Raw genomic sequence first — 16265 nt, forward strand, 5'->3', positions numbered from 1 at the left:
CGCGACGACCGAGTCGCGCATGCAGCCCGCGACGACCGAGCCCTGCACCCCTACACCACAACGACGGATCACCGTGTCGCACCCCACCCCGTGAGACGGGCATCACCCTGCGCCCGTTAGACTGCTCTGGTGCCTGATTCACATTCGCAGTCGCCAGTGACCGCCGACTCCGCCAAAGCCAGCCCCCAGTCCACCCCCGACGGCTCCGGCCTCAAGGCCGGAATGCGGCCCCGCCACCTCGTCATGATGAGCCTCGGCTCGGCGATCGGCGCCGGCCTCTTCGTCGGCTCCGGGGCGGGAGTCCAGGCCGCTGGGCCCGCGGTCCTCGTGTCCTACGTCGTCGCCGGCCTCATCGTCATCTTCGTCATGCGGGCGCTCGGCGAACTCGTCGCCGCCGATCCCAACCCCGGTGCGTTCTCCCACTACGCCGGCAAGGCCATGGGCCCGGCCGCCGCGTTCGCCGTCGGTGCCCTGTGGTGGGTGCAGCTGTGCCTCGTCGTCGCCGCCGAGGCGACCGCCGCCGCGCAGATCGTCGCCGGCTACCTGCCATCGGTTCCGCAGTGGGTGCTCGCGCTCATCATCATGATCGTCTTCACCGCGATCAACCTCACGACCTCCGGCAGCTTCGGTGAGTTCGAGTTCTGGTTCTCCCTCATCAAGGTCGCGTTCGTCGCCCTCTTCGTCGTCCTCGGCATCGCCTACCTGCTCGGCTGGACCCCGGCGGCTCCCCCGACCGAGATCTTCGCCGACGGCTTCATGCCCACCGGCATCCCCGGTGTCGCCGCCGGACTCCTCGTCGTCGCGTTCGCCTTCGGTGGCATCGAGATCGTCGCGGTCGCCGCCGCCGAGACCTCCGACCCCAGCCGCTCGGTGTCGAAGGCGATCAAGACGATCGTCTGGCGCATCCTCTTCCTCTACATCGGCTCGGTCGCGATCATCGTCCTCGTCCTCGACTGGACCGACCCCCGCCTCGCCGACTCGCCGTTCGTCGCCGTCCTCGACACCGCGGGACTGCCGTTCATCGCCTCCCTCCTCGCCGCCGTCATCGTCATCGCGCTGCTGTCGTCGATGAACGCGAACATCTACGGCGCCTCCCGGATGTCGTTCTCGATGGCCCGCCGCTCGATGCTGCCGTCCGGCCTCGGCCGCACGAACCGGCGCGGCGTGCCCGTCGCCGCAGTCCTCGCGACGTCTGTCTTCGGCTTCATCGCCGTCGCCCTCAACTACTTCTGGGCCGCCGAGGTGCTCGGCATCCTCCTCCAGATCGTCGGCTCGACGCTCATCGTCACGTGGGTCGCCACCCTCGTCTCGCAGCTCATCCTCCGCCGCCGCGCCGAGGCCGCCGGCACCCCGCTGCCGCTGAAGATGTGGCTGTTCCCCTGGCTGACGTACGCGGCCCTGGCCGGCATCGCCGTCATCATCATCCTCGGCCTCACCGTCGAATCGGTCCGCACCCAGATCATCGGCACGCTCATCTTCACCGTCGCCCTCTACCTCATCGGCATCGCCGTGACCCGCCGCAACCGGGCGAAGGGCATCGCCGCCGAGGTGTGACCCGAACCCTGCCGTCAGAATCGGCGTCCGTCGGCATCCTCGCCGAGGTGGTCCTCGAGTCGGTCCCTGCACCGCGCAGTCAGTGCGGTGCAGGGACCGACTCTTGTGTTTCCATCATGGAAACATTGAGGTAGAGTTTCCTCTATGGAAACACAACAGGTCTCAGACCACGACCGAGAAGAGGCGCGCCGAGCACTCCTCGCTGCGCGCCGGGAGGAAAGGAAGACCTCCTCCGGACACATCCCCAAGTGGCTGCTCGTGTACGGCGCAACCCTGAGCTTCGGCTTCGCCTGGACCAACCTCGCACCACCACCCGATTCAGCGATCACCGTCGGCGCGGTCATCGCGCTCACCACTGCCATGATCATCCAGATCGTTCTTCTCGTGAGGTATGTGTGGCACCCGAAGGGGTATCGGTTCGTCAGGATCCGGTGGAAGGTCCTCCTCACCATTGCCTGCATTGCGATGCTGCTTGTCGGCGGGACATCCGTGGTGGCGGCACTGCTCGGCAATGACAGAAACACCGTGTCCGGCGTCTGGTCGATCATCGCCGGCGTTCTCTGCCTCCTCCCGGTCCTCCTCGACGCAGCCGAGAAGCGCTGGCCGAAGCGCAAAGGACACCGCAGTGCCTGACGCCGAATTCAATCCGCTCATCCACGCCCCGATCCGCTTGCGCATCTGCGCAATGCTGTCGCAGGCGAAGGGCATCGAATTCGCCGAGATCCAGTCTCGCCTCGACATCTCCAAATCGGCGCTGAGCAAGCACCTGTCACAGCTCATCGACGCGGGCTACGTCGACGAGACGAGCATCGTCCGGCTCGGCCGCTCGCGGCAGTGGCTGTCACTGACACCGGCGGGCCTCGCCGCCTACAGATCCCACCTCGCCGCGCTGCGCCGCATCATCGACGCCGACGACTGATGGCGTCGCCCGACTCGACTGGAGTGACCCTGCGGCCTCTGCCCGGCGGACGCTGAGTTCTCAGCGCCCGCCGGTGTGCGTCCGCAGCTCAGCGGCCAGTGCGCTCAATGCCTCGTGTTCGCGGGCTGCGCTGATCCACCCGTCGAGCATCGCGAGCGTCTGGCCCTCGTGCCTGGCGAAATGGCGACCGGCATACTCGCGCATCGGGATCGGCGAAATCCGGTCGGCGGCCTCGAGCACCGCGCGAGCGACCGCCGGCACGACCGGCACCGGGACCCCGGTGACGGCACGGACCGCCTCGGCGGCGGCATCGCTCGGCAGCCGCAGATGATCGAGCAGCCGCTCCCACTCCCCTCCCCCGGCACTCAGCTGCGCGACGTACGGGATGAAGAGGGTCGGTGAGGAGATGAGGAGGTCGAGCGGCACGGTGACGACAGTCGGACCGAGCTCACGCGCCAGGGCACGCAGCGGATGCTTCGGACCGGCGGCGAGGAAGACCGGTGCCCCGAACGGTGACCAGAACCGCACTTCATGACCAGGCTCGATGTCCGGTGAGGGGGCGAGTCGTTCGGAGAGGAACGCTGGGGAGAACACGACGACCTCGGCGCCGGGAAAGAGCCCCTTCGCGACGCCGACATCCCCGCCGACCTGGCTTGTGATCGCCAGCCACCGCGGGGCGACGGCCCTGATCGCCGAGGCGACCGCCGCGTCGAGATCACCCGGCCGGGTGGTGAGGACGACGAGATCCCACGTCGTCGGCACACGGCTGCGCGTGCGCTTCCCGTGTTGCGCAGCGGCGCGGGCCCGCGCCACCGAGACTCCGGACCCGAGGGGTCCCGAGGCGACCGGGTCATCGTCGGCCGACGCGATCCGGAATCCTCCCGCATCGTCGATGCCGGCCCAATCGGTGATCGTCACCCGCCTCGTCGCGGCGACGTCGGTGACACTCCAGCCGGGTTCATCGGTGTCCGAATCGGTGGGCGCATCCAGCCACCGCACCCGCCGCGGGTAGGCTGCCCGCGGTCGCTCGAGCGGGGTTCGGGTGACGACGACCGTCTCGTGCCGACGACCGAGCAGTGCGGCACCCGCGATGCCGACGGCACCCGCACCTTGGAAGAGGATCCTCATGGCCGGTACACCAGCGCATTCGCGATCGCGGCCACGCCTTCGCCGCGGCCCGTGAGCCCGAGCGCATCCGTCGTCGTCCCCGACACGGACACCTCGGCCCCGGCCGCAGCGGACAGCGCTTCCTGCGCCTCGCTGCGCCGCTTGCCGATCTTCGGACGGTTCCCGATGACCTGGACGGCGATGTTGCCGATCTCGAACCCGGCGGCGCGGACGAGTCGGCCCGCCTCGGCGAGGAGACTCACTCCGGACGCCCCGGCGAATTCCGGGCGATCGACGCCGAAGTGCGCGCCGAGGTCGCCGATGCCGGAAGCGGAGAAGAGCGCATCACAGCAGGCGTGCGCGGCGACATCGGAGTCCGAATGGCCGTCGAGCCCACGCTCACCCGGCCACAGGAGGCCCGCGACCCAGAGTTCACGGTCGGGGTCGTCGGCGAACGCATGGACATCGACACCGATTCCGGTCCGGGGAATGGTCATCGCGGGGCTCCTAATCGGTGAGGCAGTCGCCTGCTCGGTGAGGCGGTCGTCGACTTCCAGAATAGGTGCCGGCCGGCGCGAACGCCCGAGCGCTCACACCGAGTCGGGATGCGACCGACCGCGCTCGCGGGCGATGTGCTCGGCGAGGACGAGGTCGAGCGGGTACGTGATCTTCAGCGATTCCTCGTCGCCGGGCACGGCAACGACATCGACGCCGAGGCGCTCGACGAGCCCCGCATCATCGGTCGCCGCGCGGGCGGCCTCACCCAGCGTCCGGACTTCCGCCCGGTAGCTCGCATGCGCACGGCGCAGCGTCTCGGCGGCGAAGCCCTGCGGCGTCTGGACCCGGCGCAGACTCCCCCGGTCGAGGTCGCCGCGGAGGACCTCGACATCGGCAGGCTGCTCCCGAGGTGTGTCCGGATACTCCCGAGGTGAGTCCGGCTGCTCCCCAGGTGAGTCCGGCTGCTCCCCAGGTGGAACCGGCTCGACATCGGCGTCATTGTCCAGCGGGATCCACCTCGGGGACTCTTCGGCCCGGCGGACGGTGTCGATCATCGGCAGGACGGGCACGACCGCCTCGGCGCCGGACGACACGGCGGCGGTCACCCGATCGAACACGGATGGCGGGGTGAGCGCGCGGGCGGCATCGTGGACGAGGACGGTGTCCGGGTCCCCGGCAGCTGCGAGGGCCGCTTCGACGGACTCGACACGGTCGGCGCCACCCTGGACGACGATGATCTCGATGGCCTCCGGAGGGACGCGGCCCTTTCCGGACCCAGCACCCCCGGCGAACCGTCGGCGCACCTCGGCGACCTCCGCCTCGGCCAGGGACACGAACACCTCGGGAGCCGCGACCACGATCGTGGTGGCGACTCCCGAGGTGATGATGGCGTCAAGACTGTGCGCGAGCAGAGTGCGGCCGTCCACCTGGACGAAGGCCTTCGGCTCGGTGTGCCCCAAACGCGTGCCCGACCCTGCGGCCGGGACGATGACGCAGGTGCTCAGGACGCGAGCACTTCGTCGAGGAGCGCTTCGGCTTCGGACTCCTCTTTCTTCTCCGCGAGGGCGAGCTCGGAGACGAGGATCTGGCGTGCTTTCGACAGCATGCGCTTCTCACCGGTCGACAGTCCGCGGTCCTGTTCGCGGCGCCAGAGGTCACGGACGACCTCGGCGACCTTGATCACGTCACCGGACTGCAGCTTCTCAAGATTCGCCTTGTACCGGCGAGACCAGTTGGTGGGTTCCTCGACGAATTCCGCCCGCAGGACGTTGAAGACCTTCTCCACACCCTCTTCGCCGACGACGTCACGGACGCCGACGAGATCGCAGTTCTCCGCGGGGACCTCGATGACGAGGTCACCATGGGCGACCTGGAGCTTGAGATACAGTTTCTCCTCACCTTTGATGGTTCGTTGCCTGATTTCTTGGATTGTCGCTGCACCGTGATGTGGATAGACAACAGTGTCGCCGACCTGGAAACTCATATTCTCTTCAAACCCCTTTCGCGGAATCCCAGTTTACCATGAGGCGCGCCACAGAAATCGCCCAGGATGGGGTTTCCTCATGCTAGGCTCGGCCTTTTTGGCCGCAGTCATCAGGATCTCGCCGAGGCGGCGCAGGCGTCCCAGCGGACGCGCAGAGAACACCGGTCAGGTTGTCGTCTTCGTCACCGTCGGTCACGTCGTCAGCCCGGCAACTCGGGTTGGCGTCAGCGCCTCGGGAAGTTCACAGACAAGGTTCTACAGCTGGTCAAAAACCGGGTAGTATACAGACGGATCTTGTATTGCCACTTCAAGGAGCACAATGAAACGGCACAACCGCGCAGCTCTCGCACTTGCCGCCCTCGCGCTCGTCATCCCCGTCAGCGGATGCGCGAGCCTGATCTCCCCTCAGCAGACGGCTGAGTACCGCTACAACGGCGGCGACGGCGCGTGGGGATCGGTCGGCGATGTCGAGGTGCGCGGCCTCCTGCTCATCATGGACGAGAGCGGCGAGGGCCCGGCCCAGCTGTTCTTCACGCTCATCAACAAGGGCACCGAGGCGGCCGATGTCACGGTCGCGGTCTCCGGAGACTCCTTCTCCGAGACGGTTCCCGCCGGCGAGACCTTCATCCAGGATCCCGAGAGCCCCCAGTCGACCGACAGCGAGCAGCTCATCGTCGACCCCATCGACGCGAAGCCCGGTGACCTCATCGACGTCACCGTCTCCACGGGCGGCCAGGAGCAGACCATCGAGACCCAGGTCCTCTCGAACGTCCTCCCCTACTACGAGGAGTACCTCCCGTCGGAGTCGCCGTCGGCGGTGCCGACCGACGACGCCACCGAGGAGACCTCGACCGAGGGCACCGGTACGGAGACCTCGACCCCGACCGAAGGCGCTGCGAGCACCGAAGGCACGACGTCGACCGAGGGCACGACCGCGACCGAAGGCACCGCAGCCGCCAACGGCTGACGCCGCCCACCGGGCCTCACCGGCCTTCCGGCACGCACGAACCTCCCGGCGCGCACCATCTGCGCCACAGCACGAAGGAGCCGCTCACCACAGGTGAGCGGCTCCTTGTGTATGGGTCTGTGCTCTTGGGGTGCCGGTGCTCGCGCAGGTCCTCTGTGCCGAGGCCCCGCACGCCGCAACCGTTACGCCTCGAACTTGTACCCGAGGCCGCGGACGGTGGTGAGCAGCTGCGGCTCGGACGGATTCTGCTCGACCTTCGCGCGCAGGCGCTTGACGTGGACGTCGAGGGTCTTCGTGTCCCCGACGTAGTCCTCGCCCCAGATCCGGTCGATGAGCTGACCGCGGGTCATCACGCGCCCGGAGTTGCGGACGAGGATCTCGAGGAGTTCGAACTCCTTGAGCGGCATCGACAGCTCCTCCCCGCGGACGGAGACGACGTGGCGCTCGACATCGATGCGGACTCCCCCGGCTTCGAGGATCGAATCGTCGAAGCTCTCGGCTTCGACATTGCGCCGCAGCACCGCGCGGACGCGGGCGAGGAGCTCGCGCGAGGAGTAGGGCTTCGTCACGTAGTCATCGGCACCGAGTTCGAGCCCCACGACCTTGTCGATCTCCGAGTCCTTGGCCGTGAGCATGATGATCGGCACGTTCGACTTCGCCCGCAGCTCGCGGCACACTTCGGTGCCCGAGGCACCGGGCAGCATGAGGTCGAGGAGGACGAGATCGGCGCCGTTCCGGTCGAACTCCGCGAGGGCCCTGAGGCCGTCATCGGCAACGGTCACCTCGTACCCCTCCTTGCCGAGCAGGTACGACAGCGGATCCGAGAACGAATCCTCGTCCTCAACAAGCAGAATTCGAGTCACGTCGTGAGCTTCCTTTGTTCGCTTCCAGTGGGCAAAACCTGGGCGGTCCCATTCTCCTCCGGACCCTCACCGTTGTCACCGCCGCCCGCCGAGGCGGTCCCCGGGTCACCATCGACCCTATCGCCACCGGCCTGGCCGGCACCGGGCCGCTCGTCAGCGGCCTGTGCGTCGGCGTTCTGCTCGTCCCCGGCCCGGACCGCGTCGCCCCCGGCCTGCGCCGAATGCTCGAGCAGCACCCCTTCGGGGGCGGTCGAGGTCGCCTCGGCGACGGTCTGCGTGCCGGCCAGCGGCAGGACGATCGTGAACGTCGACCCCTTGCCGAGCTGGCTCCACACCCTCACCTCGCCGCCGTGGGTGGCGACGATGTGCTTGACGATGCTGAGCCCGAGACCTGTGCCGCCGGTGATCCTCGAACGGGCGGGATCGACGCGGTAGAAGCGCTCGAAGACCCTCTCAGTGTCCTGCCGGGACAGGCCGATGCCCTGGTCGGTCACGGAGATCTCGACGCGTTCGTCGACGAGTTCGACGCCGACGCCCACGCGGGTGCCGTCGGGCGAGTAGTTGATCGCATTGTCGATGAGGTTGCGCACCGCGTTGACGAGGAGCTCGTAGTTGCCTTCGACGAGGAGGCTCGTCGGCGGGGCGATCTCGATGTGGATCCGCTTCGCCTCGGCGCGGGTGTGAGCGCGGTCGGCGGCGTCGTCGATGACCTCGGCGGCCGAGATCTTCTCCGTCGTCGACGGGGCGGCGTGGTCCTGGACGCGGGAGAGGTCGATGATCTCCTGGACGAGCTGGGTGAGGCGCTTCGATTCGCGCTGCATGCGTCCGCCGAAGCGCTCGACCGCCGCCGGGTCGTCGGAGAAGTCGGTGACCGCCTCGGCGAGGAGGGCCATCGCCCCGATCGGCGTCTTGAGCTCGTGGGAGACGTTGGCGACGAAGTCCCGACGGACGGCGTCGACGCGCTTCGACTCGGTCTGATCGTCGCAGAGGACGAGGATGAACGCGGTGCCCAGAGGTGCGATCCGCGCATGGAGGTAGCGGAGGACGGCGTCGGAGGCCTCGCGCTTCTGTTCGAGGTCGATCTCTTCGATGAGCCCCCGCGCCCGCACCCGCTCGACGACCTCGAGCATCTCCGGTGACGTCAGGGAATGCCCTCTGACCAGGCCGAACGTATAGGCGGCCGGGGAGGCTTTGACGACGTCATCGCCGGCATCGAGGACGATCGCCGCCGATTGGAGGACGGCGAGCACCTCGGCGATGCCCTCGGGCAGATCGTCTTCGGAATGCAGGTCGGCAGCATCGCGGGAGCGTTCGCTGAAACGGAACGCCAAAATGCCCGCTATGCCGAGTCCCAGGCCGACGATGCCGGTCAGGACCGCTACAATCAAGAGATCCACGTGAACAAGCTTAGGCGCAGTCTGCTTGCCGGTCGCACCGGATTCACCCGCTGACAGGGCTTTTGGCGAGGAATTCACCGAACCGCCAGTTGCCGTTCACGCGGCGATGGAAAGCTGAAGTCAGTGTGCCTGCCGGGACAAGCCGCACTGTCGAGCAGTCCGAGCACGGCCGATCCCGAGATCTGCGCCACGCACTCTCACCTCGCACGAGACAAAGGAAGCATCCTCAATGCGCGAAGTCTTCAGGAATGAGCTCGATGAGCTGGCCACCCAGCTCGTCGAGATGTCCACCAAGGTCCTCGACTCGATCCGCCTGGCGAATCAGGCCCTGCGGAGCAATGACCTCGAGCTCGCCGAACGCGTCATCGAAGCCGACGCGAAGATCGATGCCATGCAGCACACCCTCGACCAGCAGGCCGCCGAGATCCTCGCCCTCCAGGGTCCCGTCGCCTCCGATCTGCGCGCCGTCATCGGCGCGTTGCGGATGAGCGCCTCACTCGAGCGCATGGGCGACCTTGCTCGTCACATCGCCCAGCAGGTGCGCATCCGCTACCCCGAATCCGCGATCCCCAAGCACTTCGAGCCGACGTTCCTGCGGATGGGCGATTCGGCGGAGAAGATCGCCGAGGCGACCGAGAACCTCCTCAACAACCCCGGCCTGTCGATGGTCCCGACGATCAACGCGATCGACGAGGAGCTCGACGAGCTCCACCTCTCCGTGTTCGCGCAGCTCGCCGACGCCCCCGCCGAGGACCTCGCCCCGCGCCACATCGCCGATGTCACGCTGCTCTCGCGCTACTACGAGCGTTTCGGCGATCACGCCGTGTCGGTCTCGCAGAAGGTCGAATACCTGCTCACCGGCAACTGGGAGCCCTACCTGTCCCGGAAGTGAGCGCGAGCCCCGGTTCCCGTGAACTCAGGTTCGGCTGAGCCCGGGTTTACCTGAGCCCGGGTTGACCTGAACCCGGGTTGACCCGATCCCGGGCCCGTACTGACGACGATCGCCGAGGTGGTTGACCCACCTCGGCGATCGTCGTTTCCGTGTCCGCTGGGCGCGTCTCTGCTCAGCGCATCAGGGTGCCCCGCTCACCCCGAGACGGCGTTCGCGGGCGCCTCTCGGGCGACGACGTCACGTCTGCGTCGGCGGGGCACCCCCCTGATCCCTCGCGCGATCGTCCGATGCACCCCCGTCGTCACCGCGACGCCGAGGATGAGGAGGGCCCCGCCGATGAGTTCGGGCACCGTCGGCCGGTCGCCGAGGACGAGCCACGCCGCGCCGACCCCGACGGGCGGGACGAGGAGCGTGAACGGGGCGACCTGCGAGGCGGGGAACCGGGCGAGCAGGGAGTTCCAGATGACGTACCCGATGAGCGAGGCGACGCCGGCGGTGTAGACGACCGAGGCGAGGACACCCCACGTCGGGTGCGTGAGGGAGGCGACCACCTCGGTGGGGCCGTCGATGAGCAGGGAGAGCCCGAGCATCGGCAGCGGCACGACGAGACCCGACCACACGGTCATCTGCAGTCCGCTGATGCCCGGCTTCACCCCGCGGGCGATGACGTTGCCGATCGCCCAGGACAGTGCGGCACCGAGGCAGACGACGAAGGCGACGACGGGGATCGACGCCTGGAGGCTCAGGCCGATGACGGCGAGGCCCGCGACGCCGATGAGGATGCCGATGATCTGGCGCCGGTTGGGGATCTCCCGCAGCGCGAGCGCGGCGACGAGGACGGTGAAGGCGGCCTGGATCTGGAGGATGATCGAGGACAGCCCGACGGGGAGGCCGAGGAAGAGCGAGGTGTAGAGGAGCCCGAACTGCCCGGCGGACATGAAGACGCCGATGAGGAGGATGCGCCCGAAGCTGCCGCGCGGGAAGGGCACGAAGAGGATCGCGGGGATGACGACGACGGTGAACCGCGCCGCGACGAGGAGGAGGGGCGGCCAGTCCCGGAGTCCGAAGTCGATGAAGATGAAGTTGACGCCCCAGAGGACGACGACGAGGAGGGCGAGGAGGTAATGGACGGGGCGCATGACTTCAGGATCTCAGCGCCCAGCTATAAAATCCATTGAAAGTCACTCCAGTCATTCATTACGATATTTTGATGATCGATATCGTCGCCCTGCGCACCCTCGTCGCTCTCGACGGGCTCGGGTCCGTCACCGCCACGGCCGACTCCCTCGGCTACACGCCGGCCGCGGTCAGCCACCAGCTGCAGAAGCTCTCCCGCTACCTCGGCGCCCCGGTCACCGAACGCACAGGCCGCGGCATCTCGCTCACGCCCATGGGACGCGAGCTCAGCAGCCGCGGGTCGCAGATCCTCCACGACCTCGAAGGCATCGAGTCCGAGGCCCGGGCCCGCTCAGGTGACCCGCGCGGCCGGATCACCGTCGGCGGGTTCTCCACCGGCATCCGCGGCCTGCTCGTCCCCGCGCTGCCCCGGCTCGCCGAGGCCGCGCCCGAACTCACGGTGACGAACGTCGAATCCGACCCGGACGAACTCGTCGAGATGGTCTCGGCGGGGCGGATCGACGCGGCCCTGATCTTCGACTGGAACAGCTCCGTCCTCCGCCTGCCCTCGACCCTGACCTCGGAGATCATCGCCGTCGACCGTGCCGACATAGTCATGCCGTGTGACCATCATCTCGCCTCGCGCGCCGAGGTGACACGCGCCGACCTCGTCGGTGAGGTCTTCGTCTCCGCCCCGCGCGGGGCGGTGTGCCATCGCTGGCTCGTCGCGCTCTTCGAGGACCTCGGCAGCGAGCCGCGGGTCGAGTACTGGGCGGTCGAGTACGACACCCAGGTCGAGTTCAGCCGGTCGGTCGGCGCACTCGCACTCGTTCCCCGGCTCGGTCGCCCGCACCTGCCGTCCGATGTCACGGCAGTGCCGCTCGACGACCCCTCGATCGCCCGGTCGATCCACACCGTATGGCGGCGGTCGATGACGAACTCCCCGGCGATCGCCGTCCTGCGCAGGCAGATGCAGGCGATCGCCGGGGAGTTCGCGGAACGCTGACGAGCGCCAGCCGGGCTCGTGTTGAGCCGGGCTCAGGCTCTGCCGGGTTCCGGCTCGGGTCGGCTCGGGCTCAGCGGCCCTGGTTCGCGACCTTGCCGATCGCCTCCTCGGCCGCTGCGGGGTCGAGGTAGGTGCCGCCCGGGGTGACCGGCGTGAAGTCGTCGGTGAGTTCGTAGTGGAGCGGGATGCCGGTGGGGATGTTGAGTCCCGTGATGTCCGCGTCGGAGATGCCGTCGAGGTGCTTGACGAGGGCCCGCAGCGAGTTGCCGTGAGCGACGACGAGGACGGTGCGGTTCTCCGAGAGTTCGGGAACGAGGACGTCGTACCAGTAGGGCAGGAGACGGTCGATGACGTCGGCGAGGCATTCGGTGCGCGGCACCGAGTCGCCGAGGTTGGCGTACCGCGGGTCGCCGACCTGCGAGAACTCAGAGGCGTCAGAGAGCGCGGGCGGCGGGGTGTCGAAGGAGCGACGCCAGGTCATGAACTGCTCTTCGCCGAACTCCTCGCGGATCTCCTTCTTGTCCTTGCCCTGCAGCGCGCCGTAGTGGCGTTCGTTGAGCCGCCAGCTGCGGTGGGTGTCGAGCCACGAAAGGTCGGCGGACTCGAGGGCGAGGTTCGCGGTGAGGATGGCCCGCTTGAGGCGGGAGGTGTGGACGACGTCGGGGATGAGATCGGCCTCGCGCAGGAGCTCTCCGGCGCGCTTGCCCTCGGCCCGTCCCTTGTCCGTGAGGGTGACATCGACCCAGCCGGTGAACAGGTTCTTCTGGTTCCATTCGCTCTCGCCGTGGCGCAGCAGGATGAGGTTATGTGTCATGGCCCCTATTTTCGCACGGGCGGCGTCCCCCACTCGACGGTTCCATGATGTGGTAGTTCGTCTTGCCTGACGGGACGACGGGGCTAGTATTCGGCTATGTCCGATTCAGCACAGCACCCGAGTCCCGCCCCGGCGCAGACCGCCCGAGCCGACCGCAGTTCGATCATCGCCGTCACTGCCCTGCCGGTCCTCGTCATCCTCGCCGGCGTCCTCGGCTTCCTCAGTCCGGACACGTTCACCCCGCTCGCGCCGACGATCACGTGGAGCCTCGGCGTCGTCATGTTCTTCATGGGGCTGACATTGACGCTGCCGGACTTCGCGCGGATCGCGAAGCGTCCGTGGATCGCCCTCCTCGGCGTCGTCACGCAGTACGTCGCGATGCCGCTGCTCGGACTCCTCGTCGTCACCGTCTACGATCTGCCGCCGGAGATCGCCGTCGGCGTCATCCTCGTCGGCTGCGCGCCGGGCGGGACGGCCTCGAACGTCGTGACCTATCTGGCGAAGGGCGACGTCGCATTGTCCGTGTCGGTCACGACGCTGTCGACGCTCATCGCTCCTGTGCTCACGCCGCTGCTCACCCTGTGGCTTGCGGGGTCGTACATGGATGTGCCGTTCTGGTCGATGTTCGTCTCGATCTGCCAGACGGTGCTCGTGCCGGTCATCGTCGGTGTGCTCGTGCGCCTCGTCGCCTCCCGGTTCGTCGACCGGATCGCCCCGGCGCTGCCGTGGCTGGCCTCGCTGGCGATCGCCTACATCGTCGCCATCGTCGTCGCCGGTTCGGCCGGCTCGATCGCCACGGCGGGCATCCTCGTGCTGCTCGCGGTCATCACGCACAACGTGCTCGGGCTCGCCGTGGGCTACGGCGTGGCCGCCGCGTGCCGTCTCGACACGCCCACCCGCCGGGCCCTCTCGTTCGAGGTCGGTCTGCAGAACTCCGGGCTCGCCTCGACGCTCGCGACGACGTACTTCTCTCCGCTCGCGGCGCTGCCGGGTGCTGTCTTCAGCGTGTGGCACAACGTCTCCGGTGCCGTTCTCGCCTCGATCTTCGCGCGCCTGCCCTACGGCAAGCCCCCGGCCGATGCGTCCCGCACCGCGCCGGCGCGGCAGGACGCGTGAGGGCTCACATCCACTTGACGCCGTCGACCTCGAACTCGCGGATGCGGTAGCTGATCATCTCAGCGAGGAGGTCGGTGGGGATCTCCTCGTCGTAGGGCAGCTTGATCGAGCCCTTGCCCGTGTCGAAGTCGCTCAGCCGATCCGCGAAGGCCTCCTTCGTGCTCGGGGTGAAGACGAAGTTCGCATGGTGTGTGTACCCCGCGAAGACGAAGAGGATCGAGTCGAGGAAGTATGCAGGGTTGCCCCATTTGATGCCCTCACCGGCGGTCGGGGCGTGCTCCCGGCTGAGATCTCGCAGCTGCGTGAGGAAGTCCCGCTGCGCCTCCGAGTCGAAGGTCGCGATGTATTCGTCGACGGTGCCCGGCTTGCTGAGATCGACGCGTTTGATCATCACCTCTCCCCTCCCTCAGGCGCGGTCACGTCCGCGGGCTCAGCCGCCTCGGTGCGCTCAGCGCCCTCAGACTGGTCGGACCCGATCGCCCCCGCCTGCTCGGACCCGAACGTCCCCGACTGCTCGGATCCGGGCGACTCAGCCTGCTCGAATCCGGGCGATTCCGACCGCTCCGGTCCGATCGTGCCGAGGAACTCATTGTCGGGACCGGAGAGCACATGCTCGAACGCCGCGAGGTTCCGCGTCGACTCCCCGCGGCTGACCCGCCACGCCCACTCCTTCTTCATCCCCGTGAGGAAGCCGATGAGGAGGAGTTCGTTGAACGATTCGTCGGCGACGGTGAGGAACTCCCCCAGCAGCCCGTCGAGGTCATCGAGCAGCCGAAGCACTGGAACCGTGGCCCGGAGATAGACGTCGCCGAGGTGGTCGACTCCGAACGCGGTCGCCGCGAGCTTCATGTTCTTCCGCAGCAGCCAGCGGTTGAACTCCGCGGCGTTCTCATCCGGGTGGCGGATGACGAACGCGGCGAGCTCGGCGGTCCGGGCCGAGATGACGATCGAGACCGTCGTCTTGAGCTTCCGCTCCCCCGGCAGCACGACCGCGATCGACGAGTCGTCGACGCTGTCGACCTCGACCTCGTTCGCGCTCGCCCACTCGGTGATGCCGGACATGATCTCAGCGGCCCTCGTCGGGGCGTCCGTCCCGGCCGTCGGAGCCGGGGTCTCTGGAGGTGCGGATTCGGGCTCTGTCATCAGAGCGACCCCCCGCACAGGCCGGGAGCGGCGAGGTCCCGCTCGATCGGTTCGACCGCCTCGGCGAGGGCGTCGAGCACCGTCGCCACCGTCGTGTGCCAGTCGAACCGCTGCGAGCGGGCCACCGCGTGCTCGCCGAGTTCGGCGCGCAGCTGCGCGTCGCCGAGCAGCCGCTCGAGGGTGAGCGCCCAATGGCGCGGGTTGTGGTCGGCGATGAGGAGACCGGAGAAGCCGTTCTCGACGACCTCCGGCAGACCGCCCACCGCCGAGGCGATCGCGGGCAGCCCCGAGGCCGCGGCCTCGGCGGCGACGAGCCCGAAGGATTCGCTGCGCGACGGGACGAGGAGGACATCGGCGGCACGGTAGTACGTGACGAGATCGGCCGCCGGCACCGGCTGCCTGACCTCGATGTGCGGGTCGACGGCGACCGCCGCCGAGAGTGCGGTGTGGAAGTCCGCGGTGTGGAGATCCGTGCTGTGGAGATCCGCGGTCCGGAGGTTCGTCATCTGACGCCCGGATGCCGCGAACTCAGCACTGCGGTGGTGCGAGGAATCGGCCGGCTCGGCCCACCCCGAGGCGGCGCCGAGGAGGATCCCGCGGGTGGACGCCGCCAGCTCCGGGTTGTTCTCCTGCAGGCAGGCGAGGGCATCGACGACGACGTCGGTGCCCTTGATGAACTGCATTCGCCCGACGTAGAGGACGAGGTGCTCGTCGGTGGCGATGCCGAGCTCCCGCCGCGCCGCAGCCCGGGAGCCGGGTGAGAAGAGATCGTGGTCGACGCCCGGGCGGGCGACGATGACGGAGTCCGGAGCGGCGCCGAGCTCCCCGATGAGGTCACGGCGTTCGGCGGGAGTGTTGGCGACGAGGAGGTCGACGCGGTGGGCGATGCGCTCCTCGGCCCGCAGGCGCCGAGGCGATTCGTCCTCGGTCTCCGAGTCCCGGTTCTTCACGGCACCGATCGTGTGCATGCTCGCGATGAGCTGCGGGCGAGCCCGGGTGACGTCATTGCCCGTGACGAGCGCCTGTGCCTTGAGGGCCGCCTCGGCGGAGATCCAGTAGTGCGCCCACACGAGGTCAGCGGCGGCATACGCGGGATGTGCGGCGAGCAGGCGCGCAAGGTCGTCGATCCGCCCGGCGAGCGCATCCTTCGTCGCGGCGTCCGTGCGCAGCCAGTGGAGGCGGATGTTCTCCGACAGCGTCACGGTGTCGGCGTCGGGCCGCTCGGTGCCGTTCCCGTTCGGGTCGGCGGTGAAGACGTCGACCACGTGTCCCATGGCGGCAAGGGCCCTGACCGTGTGGTCGACGTAGACGTTCATCCCGCCCGCGTCGCCCTGCCCCGGCTGCGCCGCGGGTGAGGTGTGGAGGGAGAGGACGGAGATGTGCACGGTCG

At 68.3% G+C, this 16265-nt stretch carries 18 protein-coding genes; 7 read left to right on the forward strand and 11 right to left on the reverse strand.

Translation table 11 applies throughout. The features are described 5' to 3' along the window. Positions 1-129: 129 nt before the first annotated feature. From FFS20_RS09860 to FFS20_RS09865, 3 genes are all read left to right on the forward strand, one after another. Positions 130-1554 carry an amino acid permease gene (locus tag FFS20_RS09860; protein WP_249356777.1) on the forward strand — a complete coding sequence of 475 codons (1425 nt, stop codon included), beginning with the start codon at positions 130-132 and terminating at the stop codon, positions 1552-1554. A gap of 144 nt (positions 1555-1698) precedes the next feature. Further along, positions 1699-2187 (forward strand): hypothetical protein, encoded by a 489-nt coding sequence (locus FFS20_RS18340; protein WP_249356778.1) that lies wholly within the window; start codon positions 1699-1701, stop codon positions 2185-2187. Further along, positions 2180-2473, forward strand: coding sequence for a transcriptional regulator (locus FFS20_RS09865; RefSeq protein WP_249356779.1), 294 nt, complete (start codon positions 2180-2182; stop codon positions 2471-2473). The genes FFS20_RS18340 and FFS20_RS09865 overlap by 8 nt, the downstream gene beginning before the upstream one ends. Before the next feature lie 60 nt (positions 2474-2533). Here the strand turns inward: FFS20_RS09865 and FFS20_RS09870 are convergent, their stop codons facing one another. The 4 genes from FFS20_RS09870 to FFS20_RS09885 all read right to left on the reverse strand — a co-directional run bounded on the left by FFS20_RS09870 (position 2534) and on the right by FFS20_RS09885 (position 5561). After that, positions 2534-3601, reverse strand: a complete 1068-nt coding sequence (locus FFS20_RS09870) for a hypothetical protein (RefSeq protein WP_137825677.1) — start codon at positions 3599-3601, stop codon at positions 2534-2536. Beyond that, positions 3598-4077, reverse strand: a complete 480-nt coding sequence (gene ispF / locus FFS20_RS09875; protein WP_137825678.1) for a 2-C-methyl-D-erythritol 2,4-cyclodiphosphate synthase — start codon at positions 4075-4077, stop codon at positions 3598-3600. Before ispF ends, FFS20_RS09870 begins: the two co-directional genes overlap by 4 nt. A gap of 93 nt (positions 4078-4170) precedes the next feature. Then, positions 4171-5082, reverse strand: a complete 912-nt coding sequence (locus tag FFS20_RS09880) for a 2-C-methyl-D-erythritol 4-phosphate cytidylyltransferase (protein WP_171007048.1) — start codon at positions 5080-5082, stop codon at positions 4171-4173. After that, positions 5079-5561 (reverse strand): CarD family transcriptional regulator, encoded by a 483-nt coding sequence (locus FFS20_RS09885; protein ID WP_137825680.1) that lies wholly within the window; start codon positions 5559-5561, stop codon positions 5079-5081. The genes FFS20_RS09880 and FFS20_RS09885 overlap by 4 nt, the downstream gene beginning before the upstream one ends. A 319-nt stretch (positions 5562-5880) precedes the next feature. On the opposite strand from FFS20_RS09885, the gene FFS20_RS09890 reads away from it, so the two are divergent. Next, entirely contained in the window at positions 5881-6528 is a 648-nt protein-coding gene (locus FFS20_RS09890; RefSeq protein WP_137825681.1) for a hypothetical protein, read from the forward strand. 182 nt (positions 6529-6710) lie between these two features. Here FFS20_RS09890 and FFS20_RS09895 read toward each other — a convergent pair whose 3' ends face one another. Both FFS20_RS09895 and FFS20_RS09900 read right to left on the reverse strand, forming a co-directional pair. Continuing rightward, the gene (locus FFS20_RS09895; RefSeq protein WP_137825682.1) at positions 6711-7391 is read right to left on the reverse strand and encodes a response regulator transcription factor; all 681 of its coding nucleotides are present in this window, start codon (positions 7389-7391) and stop codon (positions 6711-6713) included. After that, complete coding sequence (locus tag FFS20_RS09900; protein WP_249356781.1) at positions 7388-8788, reverse strand: ATP-binding protein; 1401 nt, start codon at positions 8786-8788, stop codon at positions 7388-7390. The genes FFS20_RS09895 and FFS20_RS09900 overlap by 4 nt, the downstream gene beginning before the upstream one ends. Positions 8789-9017: 229 nt before the next feature. Here FFS20_RS09900 and phoU point away from each other — a divergent pair, with 229 nt between their 5' ends. Next, positions 9018-9680 carry a phosphate signaling complex protein PhoU gene (gene phoU, locus FFS20_RS09905; RefSeq protein ID WP_137825683.1) on the forward strand — a complete coding sequence of 221 codons (663 nt, stop codon included), beginning with the start codon at positions 9018-9020 and terminating at the stop codon, positions 9678-9680. 194 nt (positions 9681-9874) lie between these two features. Here phoU and FFS20_RS09910 read toward each other — a convergent pair whose 3' ends face one another. Next, the gene (locus FFS20_RS09910) at positions 9875-10819 is read right to left on the reverse strand and encodes an EamA family transporter (protein WP_137825684.1); all 945 of its coding nucleotides are present in this window, start codon (positions 10817-10819) and stop codon (positions 9875-9877) included. Between the two features lie 71 nt (positions 10820-10890). Between FFS20_RS09910 and FFS20_RS09915 the strand changes: the two genes are divergently transcribed. Beyond that, the gene (locus tag FFS20_RS09915; protein ID WP_137825685.1) at positions 10891-11802 is read left to right on the forward strand and encodes a LysR family transcriptional regulator; all 912 of its coding nucleotides are present in this window, start codon (positions 10891-10893) and stop codon (positions 11800-11802) included. Between the two features lie 70 nt (positions 11803-11872). Here FFS20_RS09915 and FFS20_RS09920 read toward each other — a convergent pair whose 3' ends face one another. Continuing rightward, positions 11873-12616 carry a phosphoglyceromutase gene (locus tag FFS20_RS09920; protein ID WP_137825686.1) on the reverse strand — a complete coding sequence of 248 codons (744 nt, stop codon included), beginning with the start codon at positions 12614-12616 and terminating at the stop codon, positions 11873-11875. 96 nt (positions 12617-12712) lie between these two features. Between FFS20_RS09920 and FFS20_RS09925 the strand changes: the two genes are divergently transcribed. Continuing rightward, positions 12713-13732: a bile acid:sodium symporter family protein gene (locus tag FFS20_RS09925; protein ID WP_171007043.1), complete on the forward strand. Its 1020-nt coding sequence runs from the start codon at positions 12713-12715 to the stop codon at positions 13730-13732. 4 nt (positions 13733-13736) lie between these two features. Here FFS20_RS09925 and FFS20_RS09930 read toward each other — a convergent pair whose 3' ends face one another. Genes FFS20_RS09930 through FFS20_RS09940 form a run of 3 tightly spaced genes read right to left on the reverse strand, consistent with a single transcriptional unit; the run spans position 13737 to position 16260 of the window. Beyond that, complete coding sequence (locus FFS20_RS09930; RefSeq protein ID WP_137825687.1) at positions 13737-14123, reverse strand: DUF1801 domain-containing protein; 387 nt, start codon at positions 14121-14123, stop codon at positions 13737-13739. Next, positions 14123-14875 (reverse strand): YbjN domain-containing protein, encoded by a 753-nt coding sequence (locus FFS20_RS09935; RefSeq protein ID WP_137825688.1) that lies wholly within the window; start codon positions 14873-14875, stop codon positions 14123-14125. The genes FFS20_RS09930 and FFS20_RS09935 overlap by 1 nt, the downstream gene beginning before the upstream one ends. Then, positions 14875-16260 (reverse strand): glycosyltransferase, encoded by a 1386-nt coding sequence (locus tag FFS20_RS09940; RefSeq protein WP_249356782.1) that lies wholly within the window; start codon positions 16258-16260, stop codon positions 14875-14877. The genes FFS20_RS09935 and FFS20_RS09940 overlap by 1 nt, the downstream gene beginning before the upstream one ends. Between the last annotated feature and the right edge of the window lie 5 nt (positions 16261-16265).

Origin of the sequence: Brevibacterium sp. 2SA (assembly GCF_005502845.1) — a bacterium.
Lineage (GTDB): Bacteria > Actinomycetota > Actinomycetes > Actinomycetales > Brevibacteriaceae > Brevibacterium.